This window comes from Thalassotalea sp. Sam97, from assembly GCF_041379765.1.
Lineage (GTDB): Bacteria > Pseudomonadota > Gammaproteobacteria > Enterobacterales > Alteromonadaceae > Thalassotalea_A > Thalassotalea_A maritima.
Genome location: NZ_CP166919.1, coordinates 2,319,772 through 2,334,116, shown reverse-complemented (window position 1 = coordinate 2,334,116; position 14,345 = coordinate 2,319,772). Strand labels below are relative to the sequence as shown.

The 14,345-nt window shown below is 43.4% G+C and carries 14 protein-coding genes; 6 read left to right on the top strand and 8 right to left on the bottom strand.

The features are described from left to right. Positions 1-501 precede the first annotated feature (501 nt). Complete coding sequence (locus ACAX20_RS10370) at positions 502-1,320, top strand: class II glutamine amidotransferase (RefSeq protein WP_371185989.1); 819 nt, start codon at positions 502-504, stop codon at positions 1,318-1,320. A 176-nt stretch (positions 1,321-1,496) separates the two neighbouring features. Here the strand turns inward: ACAX20_RS10370 and ACAX20_RS10365 are convergent, their stop codons facing one another. The 3 genes from ACAX20_RS10365 to purM all read right to left on the bottom strand — a co-directional run bounded on the left by ACAX20_RS10365 (position 1,497) and on the right by purM (position 4,007). Further along, the gene (locus tag ACAX20_RS10365; protein ID WP_371185987.1) at positions 1,497-2,225 is read right to left on the bottom strand and encodes a DUF3108 domain-containing protein; all 729 of its coding nucleotides are present in this window, start codon (positions 2,223-2,225) and stop codon (positions 1,497-1,499) included. An 88-nt stretch (positions 2,226-2,313) separates the two neighbouring features. Beyond that, positions 2,314-2,964 carry a phosphoribosylglycinamide formyltransferase gene (purN, locus tag ACAX20_RS10360; RefSeq protein ID WP_371185985.1) on the bottom strand — a complete coding sequence of 217 codons (651 nt, stop codon included), beginning with the start codon at positions 2,962-2,964 and terminating at the stop codon, positions 2,314-2,316. A 2-nt stretch (positions 2,965-2,966) separates the two neighbouring features. Then, complete coding sequence (purM, locus tag ACAX20_RS10355) at positions 2,967-4,007, bottom strand: phosphoribosylformylglycinamidine cyclo-ligase (protein ID WP_371185983.1); 1,041 nt, start codon at positions 4,005-4,007, stop codon at positions 2,967-2,969. A 169-nt stretch (positions 4,008-4,176) separates the two neighbouring features. On the opposite strand from purM, the gene ACAX20_RS10350 reads away from it, so the two are divergent. Both ACAX20_RS10350 and hda read left to right on the top strand, forming a co-directional pair. Then, the gene (locus ACAX20_RS10350; protein ID WP_371185981.1) at positions 4,177-5,280 is read left to right on the top strand and encodes a DUF2066 domain-containing protein; all 1,104 of its coding nucleotides are present in this window, start codon (positions 4,177-4,179) and stop codon (positions 5,278-5,280) included. After that, positions 5,280-5,981, top strand: coding sequence for a DnaA regulatory inactivator Hda (hda, locus tag ACAX20_RS10345; RefSeq protein ID WP_371185979.1), 702 nt, complete (start codon positions 5,280-5,282; stop codon positions 5,979-5,981). Before ACAX20_RS10350 ends, hda begins: the two co-directional genes overlap by 1 nt. Positions 5,982-6,083: 102 nt before the next feature. On the opposite strand, the gene ACAX20_RS10340 is transcribed toward hda, so the two are convergent. From ACAX20_RS10340 to ACAX20_RS10325, 4 genes are all read right to left on the bottom strand, one after another. Continuing rightward, on the bottom strand, positions 6,084-7,985 hold the full coding sequence (locus tag ACAX20_RS10340; RefSeq protein WP_371185977.1) for a hypothetical protein: 1,902 nt from the start codon (positions 7,983-7,985) through the stop codon (positions 6,084-6,086). 213 nt (positions 7,986-8,198) lie between these two features. Continuing rightward, on the bottom strand, positions 8,199-8,627 hold the full coding sequence (locus ACAX20_RS10335; protein WP_371185975.1) for a DUF2069 domain-containing protein: 429 nt from the start codon (positions 8,625-8,627) through the stop codon (positions 8,199-8,201). Between the two features lie 5 nt (positions 8,628-8,632). Further along, positions 8,633-8,989, bottom strand: a complete 357-nt coding sequence (gene arsC / locus ACAX20_RS10330) for an arsenate reductase (glutaredoxin) (protein WP_371185974.1) — start codon at positions 8,987-8,989, stop codon at positions 8,633-8,635. A gap of 19 nt (positions 8,990-9,008) precedes the next feature. Next, positions 9,009-10,469, bottom strand: a complete 1,461-nt coding sequence (locus tag ACAX20_RS10325; protein WP_371185972.1) for a M48 family metalloprotease — start codon at positions 10,467-10,469, stop codon at positions 9,009-9,011. A gap of 277 nt (positions 10,470-10,746) precedes the next feature. Between ACAX20_RS10325 and ACAX20_RS10320 the strand changes: the two genes are divergently transcribed. Then, positions 10,747-10,971, top strand: a complete 225-nt coding sequence (locus tag ACAX20_RS10320; RefSeq protein ID WP_371185970.1) for a sulfurtransferase TusA family protein — start codon at positions 10,747-10,749, stop codon at positions 10,969-10,971. A gap of 6 nt (positions 10,972-10,977) precedes the next feature. Further along, positions 10,978-12,063, top strand: coding sequence for an AI-2E family transporter (locus ACAX20_RS10315; RefSeq protein ID WP_371185969.1), 1,086 nt, complete (start codon positions 10,978-10,980; stop codon positions 12,061-12,063). 201 nt (positions 12,064-12,264) lie between these two features. Here ACAX20_RS10315 and bcp read toward each other — a convergent pair whose 3' ends face one another. Further along, entirely contained in the window at positions 12,265-12,741 is a 477-nt protein-coding gene (bcp, locus tag ACAX20_RS10310; protein ID WP_371185967.1) for a thioredoxin-dependent thiol peroxidase, read from the bottom strand. 508 nt (positions 12,742-13,249) lie between these two features. On the opposite strand from bcp, the gene bamC reads away from it, so the two are divergent. Further along, entirely contained in the window at positions 13,250-14,332 is a 1,083-nt protein-coding gene (gene bamC / locus ACAX20_RS10305; RefSeq protein ID WP_371185965.1) for an outer membrane protein assembly factor BamC, read from the top strand. The last annotated feature ends 13 nt before the right edge of the window (positions 14,333-14,345 follow it).

Below are 14,345 nucleotides of genomic sequence, written 5' to 3'. Positions count from 1 at the left end.
TGTTGTTAATGGTTGGAGGTCGTACCAGTTAAGTTAGGATAAAATTAAAACAAAACAAATTCAATTGTTTTATTCATAAAATATCAAGGGGCCAGGGTGTGCTGTCCTTTGTTTAATAATCCTACAGAGAGATAAAATCGTATTAATCAAGGCAAAAGTTATGTTGTTTAGTCATCTCAACTCATCAGTTTTAACGCCGAGTAAAACGATTTTAGCCTCAGCCCTCAGGGCTGTGGCTAATTTTCGCGCTAGCGGCATCAGACGTCGCTCATTTGGAATAACCAAGCGTCGTTCATTCTGCTTTGCTATCACAAAAATTAGCTGATTGGATAAAGTTCAAACAAAGATCAACATGTCCTAACCAAAGTATAATTTATTCATAAGGTATTACGAATAAAGCCGATATTTGGTTGATATTTTTGCTATCGTTATAGTTAATCGGTTTAGCTTTGTATCCGGTTAGTTGTTTTTGTTATATGTATTGCGGTTTTAAGGTGAGCTATGTGCGAATTATTGGCGATGAGTGCAAATGTGCCAACAGACATTTGCTTCAGTTTTTCTGGTTTAATGCAGCGTGGTGGTAATACCGGTCCACACAAAGATGGCTGGGGTATTACCTTTTACGACGGTAAGGGCTGCCGCACCTTTAAAGATCCAAAGCCTAGCTATGAATCGGAAATTGCGGCTTTAGTAAGCCAGTTACCCATAAAAAGTGAAGCGGTGATAGGTCATGTACGTCAAGCCAATGTTGGCCAAGTCAGTTTAGAAAATACACATCCTTTTACTGCTGAGTTGTGGGGGCGCTATTTTACCTATGCTCATAATGGCCAGCTAGCGGACTATCGACACGAGTTGGCGACACAACAACGCAAGGCTGTTGGCAGTACCGACTCAGAGCAGGCGTTTGTTTGGTTGTTAGAGCGGTTGCATCAACAGTTTGCAGATACTCGCCCAGATAATGCAACATTATTCGCTTTTATGAGTGAGCTGTGTTTACAAATAAACCACTACGGTGTATTTAATTTGATATTATCCGATGGCGAGTTTGTATTTGCTTATTGTTACAACAACTTGCATTGGATCACGCGCAGAGCCCCATTTGGTCCGGCTAGGCTTATCGATGCCGACGTAACAATCGATTTTACCAAAGAAACGACCGATCACGATGTGGTCACGGTGATTGCGACCCAGCCTCTGACCTCAGATGAAAAATGGCATAAGATGAATGCAGGGCAATGGCTTGCATTTATTGGTGGTGAGGTAGTCGCCCAAGGACAACACAAGCCACCGAAAGTGATCTCACATGCCCAAAGCCAATAGCTTTACTATTCGTCGGTTATTTGGGTGACGATGCTGCTGATACACGGGCGGCGATGTCAATGATTTGCTCAATGCTCGTAGGGCAAGCACTGCATATCGCCTATGAATGATTTACATCGAACAACACAACGTATCCTGCAAAATTTGCTTCCGCAACTTGAACACCGTAAAACCGGTTATTTTTTAGCGAGGTCGACACTCACCAATTGTGCTTCAAAGTCGTTAAAGCTGTTTTCCTTTTGATGAAGCTTTACCATCAAATAATCCAGTTCGGGGGCAAACCAAACGTAGGTAACACGATCGCTACCTGGTTTTTGTCGCATCAGCTTTACGGTATCTAATGTACCATATGGTAGGTCGATTTGCTCGTTGCCAACAAGTTGGTAATTGTAATCTTTGATGCCACCGGAGGTGGTTAACGTTTTAAAGTTAAACTCTTTCTTACCGTTGATGAGGTTTAACCGCGTTTGTAAATGAAAACTCAGCTTGCTTTGCAAACCATCTGGCCAGTCAATTTGTTTGCTCTGGTTAGTGACTAAGTTAGTGACTTGTTGATTGTCTTTATCGAACGCCCATTTATAAAACTTATCCTTACCCGTTCCTTCACGACTCGACTGATAGAGTAGTGGAATCACTTCACCATCACGGATAATATTTTGTGTTTGCTCTTGTCGGTGATCGGAAAAAATTAACCGTTTGATATTGGTTTGATAGTTAAACTCCACGCTTCCATCGTCGTGGTTTATAAGGCTGCGTTTGGCTTTTCCTAACACATCACCTTCGTGGACTATATTGTATTTGGCTTCAAAATTGGCGAGAGATGAAACGGTTTCTTGCTGCGCAAGCGCTACGAGAGGAAAGGTAAGCATCAATAAGATGCCTTTGAGAAGGTAATTGCTGCCCATAATGATCCCTGTCTGACATAGTATTGCCAGTTGGAGTCTGCAGGCAGCAAGGAAGTTCAATTTCTGTCGCCATGTCAGGCTGAAGACACTACTCGTCGCTTGCGTAACCACTGGCTGGAAGTATAGCTCCGTCCAGTGTGGCACAGTTTTCACCCATTGTTAAGCGGTCGGTACAAAACCAGTTGACGACTAGCGGGTAAATGCGATGCTCTTGCTCATGCACTCTCGCTTGCAGATCAGCGGCTTGATCGCCGGCAAAAATTGGCACTTTTGCTTGCAAGATAACCGGGCCACCATCTAGCTCTTCAGTCACAAAGTGGACGCTCACACCATGTTCTTTATCACCCGCGTCTAAAGCGCGTTGATGAGTATTTAAACCTTGGTACTTCGGCAATAATGACGGGTGAATATTAAGCAAACGTCCTTTATAGTGCTGAACAAAGTCAGCCGTAAGGATACGCATAAAACCGGCTAATACCACCAAATCTGGTTGCCACGCATCGATTTGTTCAACAAGCGCAGCATCGTACTGTTCACGAGATTCGAACTGAGTGTGTTTTAATACGCAATTTTCAATGCCGGCTTGTTGTGCTCGTTCAAGGCCGAACACGTCGGCCTTGTTGGATAACACACCGACGATATCGCCAGCAATTTGACGGCTATTGCAGGCATCGATAAGAGCCTGCAAATTACTGCCACTGCCAGAGATTAAAACAACAATGCGTTTATTTTGTGGCATGATTATTTGATTTCCACTTGCTCATCGCCAGCATTAGCCGTTTCGATTTGACCAATATGCCATGCATTCTCACCGTGAGCTTTTAATGTCGCTAATGCGCTGTCAACCTGATCTGCAGGTACGGCAATGATCATGCCGACACCACAGTTAAAGGTACGATACATCTCATGAGTGGTGATGTTGCCGTTTTCTTGTAACCAGTTGAAAATTTCAGGCCACTGCCAGCTGTTACCATCGATAACGGCCTTAGCACCTTCAGGTAATACACGTGGAATGTTTTCCCAGAAGCCGCCACCCGTGATGTGTGATAACGCTGTTGCTTTCACGTCTTTTAGCATAGCTAATACAGACTTAACATAAATGCGGGTAGGCTCTAGTAAGTGCTCACCGATGGTTTTATCACCTAGCATCTCGTTACAATCAGTGTTGTTTACCTCTAACACTTTACGGATCAACGAAAAACCGTTCGAGTGTGGACCTGATGACGCCAGTGCGATGAGTTGATCGCCAGCTTGTACGTTATCACCAGTGATCAATTCTGACTTTTCTGCAACGCCTGTACAGAAACCGGCGATGTCATAATCACCCGCATGGTACATGCCTGGCATTTCAGCAGTCTCACCACCAACTAGGGCACAACCTGATTGGATACAACCTTCTGCGATGCCCTTCACTACGTCTGATGCTACATCAACATCAAGTTTGCCAGTAGCATAGTAATCTAGGAAATAAAGCGGTTCAGCGCCCAGTACAAGCAAATCATTTACACACATCGCGACCAAGTCGATACCAACAGTGTCATGTTTTTTCAGATCAATCGCCAAACGCAACTTGGTACCCACACCGTCAGTGCCAGAAATAAGTACAGGTTCTTTATAACCTGCAGGTATCTGACATACGGCACCAAAACCGCCTAAACCGCCCATAACTTCAGGACGATTGGTTTTTTTCACAGCACCCTTAATGTTTTCAACCAATGCATTACCCGCATCAATATCGACACCAGCGTCTTTATAGCTTAATGATTGTTTTTGCTCGCTCACGATGAACCCTTAAATGATTTTTTAGATCTGACACTAACCCAACAAATTCAGGTGTGTCACGGTATTTTAATGGCGCGTATTCTACCAGTGCTTACGCCGATATAAAATGTTTGTGAGAAAATATTTTTTTTCTCGCCTAAAGGGCTAATCTTTATGATAATATTCGCTTATGAAACTGAAAAAAACACTGCGTCCGTTGATTATTGGCTATGTTTTTGCGCTCTGCGCTGTATTGCAGCCGTTGCATGCGATTGAAATAGCAGACTTATATGAGGGAAAAGTAGCCTTAGACGTTGATGCGGCAGATCAAAATATTGCTTACCAACAAGCCTTGAGGCAAGTGTTGATTAAATTGGCTGGACGAGAGTCGGTTGAATCGAACAATAGCCTTAAGCGAGCCGTTAGTGATGCCCAAAATTATTTAAGTGGCTATCGATTTAGCAGTGTTGATGGACAAAATTACCTCTTTGCAACGTTTGAATCAGCAAAAGTCGATACCCTATTGCAGCAAAGCCAAGCCTCTATTTGGGGAAAGTATCGACCGCTTATCACCATTTGGATGATCGATGAACAAGGCAATGATCGACAAATGATTGCTGATTCCCACCCGCTATTTAGCCAGCAGATCAAACAGGCATTCGCGCAACGCGGTATCAAAGTCAACTTTCCGCTGATGGATTTAACCGATGCGATGGATGTCAGTGTCGATGATGTTTGGGGACGTTTTGCTGATAATATTCAACGCGCTTCAGCGCGTTATATGGCCGAAGCGGTTATGGTGTTACGTGTTTCCGATAGCACCTTGGTTGAAGAACCAGATATCGCTGTGTGTGGTCAACTATGCGCCCAACAAAGTGTCGCTTCAGATTGGTTACTGTGGGGCGATGAGCTATTATTGCAAAACAAGCGAGCGGGTAATGATAAGCTGGCGTTGCTAGACCAAGTTGTTGATGATGTCGCTGAGGCATTACATCAAAAATTCGGTGTTATCGTAAATAGCCAAAATCGTTTTTATGTGGATATTGAAATTGTTAATGTGAGCTCAATGAAAACCTTTGTTGCGGTTCGCCAATTATTTGCAAGCTTAAATTTGGTCAGTGATGTGACATTAATTAGAGCCGAGGGCGACACTATGTTGTTTCGCCTCCAAACCATGGCAGATAATAAAGCCATTATGCAAGCGTTAAGCCTTGAATCGAATCTGCTACTAAATCACGACCCCCTTGCCGAGTTGGATAAGCAACAACCGGTAAGTTTCTTTTGGAAAGGCTAATGGCGTTAACAGGACAATTACCTTTGGCAGTGCACCTGCCTGACGATGAAACCTTTGCAAGTTATTACACACTTGCCGGGCAGAGCATTGTGGGTCAATTACGCGAATTTATCGCCAATGACCATGTCAACATTAACGGTTTTTACCTGTTTGGCCAGCAAGGCGTTGGTAAGTCGCATTTATTACATGCGAGCTGCGCTCATGCTGCCAGTCTCAATAAAACCAGCTTATGTTTGAGTTTTAGTGAATTACAGCATTTATCTGTTGATGTACTTACCGATCTTGAGCGTGTTGACGTTATCTGCCTCGATGATTTGCACTTGATTGCAGGTAATGAGGCTTGGCAACAAGGTGTCTTCGACTTATACAATCGTGTGATTGAAAATAACAAAAAAATCATATTGGCCGGTAACGATGCAGCCAATAAGTTAGCGATAACATTACCCGATTTAGTGTCCCGTATTAGTTGGGGCTTCACTGAGCAAGTGAAACCTCTCGATGATGAGCACAAAATTCAAGCGTTTCAGCAACGTGCGCGACTGCGCGGTATTGAGATGCAAGATGAAACCGTTAAGTTTTTATTAAACCGCTTGTCACGGGATATGCAATCATTGCTGCAAAGCTTAGACATCTTAGATAAAGCCTCAATTAAAGCACAGCGAAAAATAACGATTCCGTTTATCAAGGACGTGTTGTTTTAATATCAGCTCAAGCATCTATCCAAATAAAACCCGGCATTGCCGGGTTTTTACGTTTTTCTCCTATGAGTGCGATTGTGTCGAGCGCCAATACAGCTTGGTCACTTATTGTGACGGTAACGCTGGTAAGTGTGGACGATGATAGCGCACTTTACCTTCGAGTGGACGTAGGTGTGAGTTTGGTTGACCACGCAATGATTGCAATGGCGCTGGTATCGCATTGCTGATTTGCAAATTATCCCACCAGTTTTTTCCGGCGGCCATAGGTACAGGAGAAGGTAAATCGTCGACTAATGACAAATCGACCTCCGGTAATAATCGTTCGGTGACGTAATTTGCTCGTACGCTCACTTTTCGCTCGCTGATACGGCCACGTTGTCCCCATGCAACAATATAGCTTTGCTCGCGAAGTAAATTACCTTCGCTGTCGTAAACAGCGGGACTGGTAACTGCGGTATCTCGTTGTACGCCAAATCGAAGTGCCATCATCAGCTCTTCAAATAAAATCGCTAAATCTTCACGCTCACTGGTGTAGTTATAAAAACCATTTGAGTTGTCGGGCTCATAAAAGCTAGCGACGTCTTCGGGTCGGTAGTTGCGCTGCGTTGAGGTTGCCGTTTCACCACGAAATCGCACCGCCGCAAGTTGTTTCATCTCGTTACTTGTGGTTGGGTAAACGGCGGTTAAGTTTTCCGAAATTTCACGCTTGTCGAGCGCGGCAGCCAAGAATGATGTATTGTCCGAATAGGTATTCCATTCATTTGGCGGTAAGTAGTCATTGGCATGAGCAAGTTCGTGATACAAAAGATCTGAGAGCTCAAAATGTAAATCATTGAGGTTACGCGAAAGCTCATATTCAGGTGGATAGTAAAGCGTTGCATACTCATTATTGATGACGTAGCGCCAAGGTATGACAAATTGTAAATCACTGCCGAAGTTTGCTCGATAATCTGGCGCCTCATTAATGGTTTCACGTTGTGCTGAGGTTAACCACAGATTTTCAGGATCGAGATAAATCGCGCCAGTGGCCGCCCAATAAAATGATGGTCGAATGTCATAGGACAAGACAATGGCTGTCGTGGCGCGCAGCAGATTCTTAAAATCGTCGTGGTCATCATATGTTTCGAGAAACAGGCGGAAATTTTCGGCCATCCAGTCGTGAGAAACAACTAGCCGATCCATTATTTGTTCAATGGTCGGAGTCGCGCCGTTACTGTCACTGGCTAAAATGGGTAAGTTGCCTAATGGACATGATTCATTAAGGGCATTTGAATAAACACAATCGATTAAGGCATTACGGTAAGGCGATGTCGGGTTATACACATAAACATTGGCTAGAGGTTCATCAAAATACGGGTCATTGGCGAATGTTGGCGTGTTTTCAACTAAAATGATGACATTATCTCTGTGTACCTCGCCATTATCAGCCTCTGCGCTTACCTCAATTTCAATAACCGCATCACGCGATACTGACGGGGCGGTAAATATGGCGAGTTGTGAGTCAACATTTTCGTCGTCAAATTGAATGCTCGGGCCGGAAACTTGCTCAAAGCGAATGCTGTTTTGATCGATACCATCACTGGCAAAGACTCTTAACGAGACATTCCCCCCTTCAACCACACTATGGCCTCGCGATAATCTAAGCTTCGGAGAGGCTTGTTCGACAGTAAATTCAATGTCATCGCTCTTTTGTTCACCAGCGATACTGTACGTTACAGTAAATGCGTAATTGCCGGTATTAGTCGCTTTAAATGAAATCGCTTTGCTCTTATCCGCGAGCAGATTAACGCTAGGCCCTAAGGTCTGTTGCCATTGAATATCGCTAATGCTGGATTGCTCACTGAGTAGCACTAAATCGACGTTTTGATTTTGCAAAAAGCCACCGTCGGCGATGATGTCACCTGAGCTAACGACGCCACCACTTCCTAAACTGCTGGTGTTATTCGAGCCGCCGCAGCCACCGAGTACAGTGGCAAGTAATGCCAGGGCGAACGTGTGTTTGTTCATTATTATTCTATTCCTTTGTTACATGTCACGATGCAAACATAACCCCAAAGCGATGACGTATCCAATATAAGTCGTCTGTCGTCAGCCTTTTATGTTGCTATTGTGAATACGTTGTTAACGTCAGCAGGGTTTATATTACAGGTTTATCAGTTGCTATCAAATGAGAATGAAAAAAAAGCGCTTGGTTATTTACTCCAAGCGCTTTTTTGTGTGTTACTTATCATCGCGATGCCGTTCAGCTTCTTGCTGCAAGTCATCTTTGAGTTTGGGAATTTTTAACCCTAACTCTTGGCCTCGATATTTTGAATAATAGGCGCTGGCAAAGAAGGTAATTGTGGTTAGCAGTAATTGCCCAACCGCTATCCATCGCTCGTCCGCGGCAACCCAAAGTGTCGTCAAGCCGTACATCATATAAAAAATAATGATGAAATTAGCCCAGGCAAATGTGTATGGTTTACCTTGGATGATGCCTTTTAATGGCAATAATAATGGCAAAATAAACATGACAAAGGTCAATGTTGGCGACATGCTTTGACTTGGTGCTAGCCAATATAACCAAGCCAGCATGTAAGCCAATAAAGCGACGTAGCTATATGTTGCTATTTTGCGTAAGGTTTCGGTGCTAAAGCGTTGAGTACTCATAATGGTTAGAATAACTGCTCGACGTTTTCTGGTGGGCGACCGATAATGGCTTTATCTTTATTGGCGGATAAAACAATAGGGCGCTCAATCAGTTTAGGTGTCGCGACCATCGCCTCGATAAGTTGCTCGGTTGTCAACTCAGGAGCCGATAGGCCTTGTTCTTTATATTCGCTCTCCTTCACTCGCATCATTTGGCGTACATCAACGTTTAGTAGCGCTAAAATGTTGGTGAGTGTCGTTGCCGTCGGTGGCGTTTTTAAATATTCGACGATGTCGACTTCTTTGCCCGCATCTTGGATCAATTGCAGGGTTTGACGGCTCTTTGAACAACGTGGGTTGTGAAAAATAGTTAGTTTAGACATAACACTCTCTGGGTTGATATTAGAAGCGTTTTAGCTCATTTTCTTTTTCTTGAAATTGTAAAATACGTGCTTTTATTCGCTTTTGCGTTAACGAATCGTCACTTGCGAAATTATAGGCTGTATGCAATTCATCAACGGCTCTAGGATACTGCGCCATTAACGCCATCAATTCGGCTTTTTGCATATGCATTTGCGCAGACTTTTGCTGTTCTTGGTAGACGCTACTAAGCAAGTCGTGCGCTAAAAAGTGTTCCTTATTTAGCATAAGGAAGTCCTGTAGTAGGTTTTCAGCTAATTTATATTGTTTCGCTTTGTACGCGATATTGGCGTAATTCAGAGTAACGACCTGATTATACGGCATAATAAGCGCCAAATCTTGTAGCATCGCTAATGCTTGCGAATATTTCTCTTGAGCGAGCAATATGTCACTCATGGTATCGACATAGAATAAGTTATGTGGCTGCTGCTTCATCAGCGTTGCAACAATTTCATAAGCTTTTTGGTAGTCTTTATTTTCAAAATAGCTCAATGCCAGACCATATTCAGCGGCTTGTTTTACTTGATATTTCTCTCTATAGAGTATGTCCTGAAACGACGTAATGTTATCACGGGCATTGGTGCCACTATAACGAACTTTTAGCCGCGCTTTGGCAAGCTCAAACTTAAGGCTTGCGGGCACGGCTCTATCTGGATATCGGTTTGCGCGGGTACGGGAATCGGCTATTCGAGATTCAGGTAGTGGATGGGTGAGCAAAAACGCTGGTGGTTTTGACGAATAGCGAGACTTTCCTGCCATCTTTCGGAAAAAATTAGGCGCACCATTGGGATCAAAATCACTTGCAACGAGGATATCCATACCAACCCGATCTGCTTCTTTCTCATTGGAACGGGTATAATTGATGCCCATTTGTTGGGTGGCTGCCAATGTCGTTGATAGCGCAGCCATCCCCATTTGCGGATTAATTAAAGCGAGTAAGACACCGGAGACAACCCCGGCAATGGTCATCGGTGAATTACGGCTTTGTGCTTCAATACGACGAGCTAAGTGGCGTTGGGTGACGTGAGCTATTTCATGGGCAATAACCGCAGCAAGTTCACTTTCATCATCGGCTAACAGCATCAAACTAGAATGAATGCCTACGTTGCCGCCAAAAAACGCAAACGCATTGATGTCTTTTTGATTGAGCATAAAAAAGTTGAATTGATAATATGCATCATCAGCTTGCTGTACTAAGCGGTTACCTAAGTCATTGATGTATTCGTCTAAAACAGGATCATAAATCACCGGTTGCGAGGCGCGAATTGAACGCATCATGGCATCACCGTAAAGACGCTCTTTGTCTAATGAGAGTGTGCTTACCGCTGCAGTACCTATTTCAGGTAAGGCGTTTTTATCATCATCAAGGCCTATTGCGCTGGCCGTTGTTGCCACACATAAACACGCTAAAGTAAGCGGTTTGAGGCTAAAAAATTTGTTCATGTATTCCTTGTAACTCGGTTTTCGCCGGTGTTTTCTCGCTTAGAGGGTGTTTTTCACGGAAAGTTTCCGACAAAAATAATGAAGGGGCCTCCGAGTCATACGTTAACGTCAGATTTCAGTCATTGTCTGGCTATATTGAAGTAAATGCACCGCTTTGACAAGGCTAGAGCGCGTTAAAGGCTGCCGTTGGTTGCGAATAAATGGCGTATAACGCTATTTCATTCAAGCCCACAGCTTGCTATTATTTTGCTATATTACAGCGGTTAAATGATTCAGTTTGATAGCACAGACATACGATGGTAGAGCAGATAAGTGCCCGCTACCCCTCATTAAAACAAAATTGTTGATCAAACAGTTGCTGCATGGTCAGCAGGCTCACATACACCTTGCTGATTCTGGCTCGAAATCTGATATACCCGCTTGGTTGTCTAGGCAAAACCTTAATTACGTGGTTCACGCCAATCATGATCAATCAATAACCATAACAATAACGAAAGAGTAAGCCTTAATGATTAATTACATTATTCGCTGGTACAAAGAAAAGTTCGAAGATCCGCATGTGGTTAGTCTTATTTTGATCATTCTTCTTAGCTTTTTGTTACTGACCTTTTTTGGCAATTTATTAATGCCGGTTATCGTCTCTATTGTTTTGGCATTTTTGCTTGAGCCATCCGTGCGGGGGCTAGGGCGGTTTGGTTTGGGGCGCAGTCAGTCGGTGATGATCGTTATGCTGGTGTTCAGTGGCTTGGCATTGGCAATGTTATTGGGGGCGGTGCCTTTGTTATGGCAGCAAACCACCAACTTAGTTGCCGAAGTTCCCGATATGCTGCAACGTGGTGATGAGTACTTACTTACTTTGCCAGGAAGATATCCAGAGCTGATCAAAGCTGAGCAAATCGAAAGTGTCATTGATACCCTGCGTGGCGAATTGGTTATTATCGGTCAAAAAATACTGGAAGCATCACTAAACTCGATTACCGATATTGTTGCCTTGTTGGTGTATTTGATTTTGGTACCCATTATGGTGTTTTTCTTTTTAAAAGATAAAGCCATGATGTTATCGTCAGCGACGAAATTTTTGCCAAGAGAAAGCCGCTTAACATCGCAAGTGGGTAAGGAGATGCATCAACAAATTCATAATTATATTCGCGGTAAGGTGGTTGAAATCATGATCATCGGTATCGCGTCGATAATTGCATTTTGGTTTCTTGATTTACGCTATGCGTTTTTATTAGGCGCGGCGGTTGGCTTATCGGTACTCGTACCTTATGTCGGCGCAACGGTGGTCACCATACCTGTGGCCCTTGTTGCGCTATTTCAGTGGGGCATAAGTCCAGAGTTTGGTTATGTGATGCTGGCGTATTTTATTATTCAGATCATCGATGGCAACATACTTGTGCCATTGCTCTTTTCAGAAGCCGTGAATCTACATCCAGTATCTATCATTATCGCAGTGATTATTTTTGGTGGGCTTTGGGGCTTTTGGGGAGTGTTTTTCGCTATCCCATTAGCGACGTTGGTAAAAGCGGTGATTAATGCTTGGCCTACCTCGGTAACCGAGAATGAGACAGAGCAAGCACAGCAGAACAAATAATTAGGCGAGTCGAACCAAAACTGCTTATCCCAAGCAACGAGCCCTCAGCGGTATTGAGATGTGCTTGGCTTTGCTAGGTAACTTGCTAACAGAAAGCAATACTAGGACGGCAATACTGACAAGGCAACATTCGGGGGGGTAAGGTAAAGTTAACGTGTATTAGTTAAGGCGATGCAGGTGACATCGCCTTTCGTGACGGGCTTAGTTGCTCGCCTGAGCAAGATAAGCAAGTACCACATCATGGTGATCTTTGGTTTTAAACTTAGTAAAAACATGCTCGATGTTGCCATCAAGGCCAATTAAAAAACTTAAGCGATGAATGCCGTCATATTCGCGGCCCATGAATTTTTTCAGTCCCCAAACCCCAAAATCATCGGCAACTTTATGGTCAACATCAGACAGTAAAGTGAAATTAAGTTCATCGCGGACGCAGAATTTATCAAGACGTTTTACTTCGTCTGGGCTAATGCCAAACACGACGGTGTTTAGCTCATCTAAGTCATTCTTACTGTCTCGTAACCCTTGTGCTTGTACCGTACATCCTGGGGTCATCGCTTTTGGGTAAAAGTAAACCAATACTTTATGCTTGCCGATATAATCAGCCAAGTTGATAACATCGCCATGTTGATTAGCAAGAGAGAAAATCGGCGCTTTATCACCTACTTGTAACGTATTCATATAACTCCTTATCGTGTTACTTTGATGTTGTATTCAGTAATTGCATTAGGTCATGACCAGCAACAATAACGTATCACGCTGTAACTATACAACGACTTGGCTTAACAAACGAGCGCTAGCGCGAAATCGATCAAGGTGACTTATCGTTGCAACCGATGGAGTCTTCAATGCTGGAGCGGTCATTGTCAATATTGCGGTATTGATTTGCACTGATGTGATGATCCCTATAACCACATGAGAAGCCGATAAAAATGATAATAAAGCGTAAATATTTTTTAATAACATTCTCAACAACAAGCCTTGTGTTTAATGCATAGGGCAAGTACCATTAAACGCTATAAATATTTGCTATTAAGTGGGTGTTAAGGCGGCATAATAAGCGACCTAACACGGGAACTATTGATAACAATATCAATCGAATAGCAAATGATAATGACAGTGCTTGTTGCATTTCTTTTTGCGAAATACCACAAGCCAACACAAAAGGCTTTATTCCTCAGGAGTTTTCATGGATCGCCGACTTATTTGCTTACCCTTTATTGCCTTGTCTTTAGCTGCGTGCTCGAGCTCGGAAACTCGTCATCAAGCCAAAGGTGGCTTTGACTACGTGAAAATTAATAGTAGCCAACAGCTGCAGGTACCTACAGGGTTAGAAGCGCCCCAAAATAACCAATTGTATGCGATTCCACAATTGACTCGTACAGACGGCGCTGTGGGTGAAAAAATTGACGTGCGAGCACCGTCGCAAGTGTTACCTTTGGCAGCAGGCAGCCGTGTTGATGAATTTGATAACAGTGCCGCGATTTGGTTTGATAAAGTCGATGATTCACGCGATCTACGCCAGTACGTGGTGCGCGCGATTACCGGTTACCTTGAAGAAAAAAATGTTGGTTTAAAACGTGGCGACGAAGAAAACAATGTCTGGGAATCTGATTGGTTCCAGCGTAATGAGGAAAGTGGTGCGTTATTTTGGCAAACGATTGAATCATCAGAAAGCTGGCGTTTTCGTTATTCATTAGTCACCAAGCCACATGGTCGCAGTGTTGGTTTAAATGTTGAGTTAATTGATTATATGCTAACGGACCAAAACTCAACGACAAAGCAAATATCGCCTCTGGAGAAGGAGCGTGTAGAAATTGCTATGGTTAATGAAATCAGCGCGCAAATGGATTACCTCTACCGCGTAAATAATCGCGATGATCGGTTAGGTCGTGCGAATATGCAATTGGTTAAAAAGACCTTGACCGAATCAGGTGAACCCGCTTTGTTGATTGAATATCCAGCCGATGACGTGTGGTCATATTTACCAGGATTTTTTGAAGACAATAACTTTACCATTGTTGATTTAAATGAAGATAATCGCGTTTACGAGGTCGAGTACACCTACGTTGAGCCATCTATTTGGAGCAAAATGTGGGCGGATGAAATCAGCGTACTTTCTTTGGCCAATGGCGTGTATCGCTTTAAAGTTGAAAGCCAAGGCGATAAAAGTGTGTTACGTATAATGGATGCAAAAAATCAGCCTATTGAGCAGGCAAAGTTTGATGAAAACCTGCCATTGCTTGAGTCTGCCTTGTCGTTTCGTAATTAATGAACCGCTCATA

What these genes read in the sequence shown, in the direction of transcription:
- ACAX20_RS10370 (WP_371185989.1), top strand. Translation starts at nt 502, where the DNA reads ATGTGCGAATTATTGGCGATGAGTGCAAATGTGCCAACAGACATTTGC.
- ACAX20_RS10365 (WP_371185987.1), bottom strand. Translation starts at nt 2,225, where the DNA reads ATGGGCAGCAATTACCTTCTCAAAGGCATCTTATTGATGCTTACCTTT.
- purN (WP_371185985.1), bottom strand. Translation starts at nt 2,964, where the DNA reads ATGCCACAAAATAAACGCATTGTTGTTTTAATCTCTGGCAGTGGCAGT.
- ACAX20_RS10350 (WP_371185981.1), top strand. Translation starts at nt 4,177, where the DNA reads ATGAAACTGAAAAAAACACTGCGTCCGTTGATTATTGGCTATGTTTTT.
- hda (WP_371185979.1), top strand. Translation starts at nt 5,280, where the DNA reads ATGGCGTTAACAGGACAATTACCTTTGGCAGTGCACCTGCCTGACGAT.
- ACAX20_RS10340 (WP_371185977.1), bottom strand. Translation starts at nt 7,985, where the DNA reads ATGAACAAACACACGTTCGCCCTGGCATTACTTGCCACTGTACTCGGT.
- ACAX20_RS10335 (WP_371185975.1), bottom strand. Translation starts at nt 8,627, where the DNA reads ATGAGTACTCAACGCTTTAGCACCGAAACCTTACGCAAAATAGCAACA.
- arsC (WP_371185974.1), bottom strand. Translation starts at nt 8,989, where the DNA reads ATGTCTAAACTAACTATTTTTCACAACCCACGTTGTTCAAAGAGCCGT.
- ACAX20_RS10325 (WP_371185972.1), bottom strand. Translation starts at nt 10,469, where the DNA reads ATGAACAAATTTTTTAGCCTCAAACCGCTTACTTTAGCGTGTTTATGT.
- ACAX20_RS10315 (WP_371185969.1), top strand. Translation starts at nt 10,978, where the DNA reads ATGATTAATTACATTATTCGCTGGTACAAAGAAAAGTTCGAAGATCCG.
- bcp (WP_371185967.1), bottom strand. Translation starts at nt 12,741, where the DNA reads ATGAATACGTTACAAGTAGGTGATAAAGCGCCGATTTTCTCTCTTGCT.
- bamC (WP_371185965.1), top strand. Translation starts at nt 13,250, where the DNA reads ATGGATCGCCGACTTATTTGCTTACCCTTTATTGCCTTGTCTTTAGCT.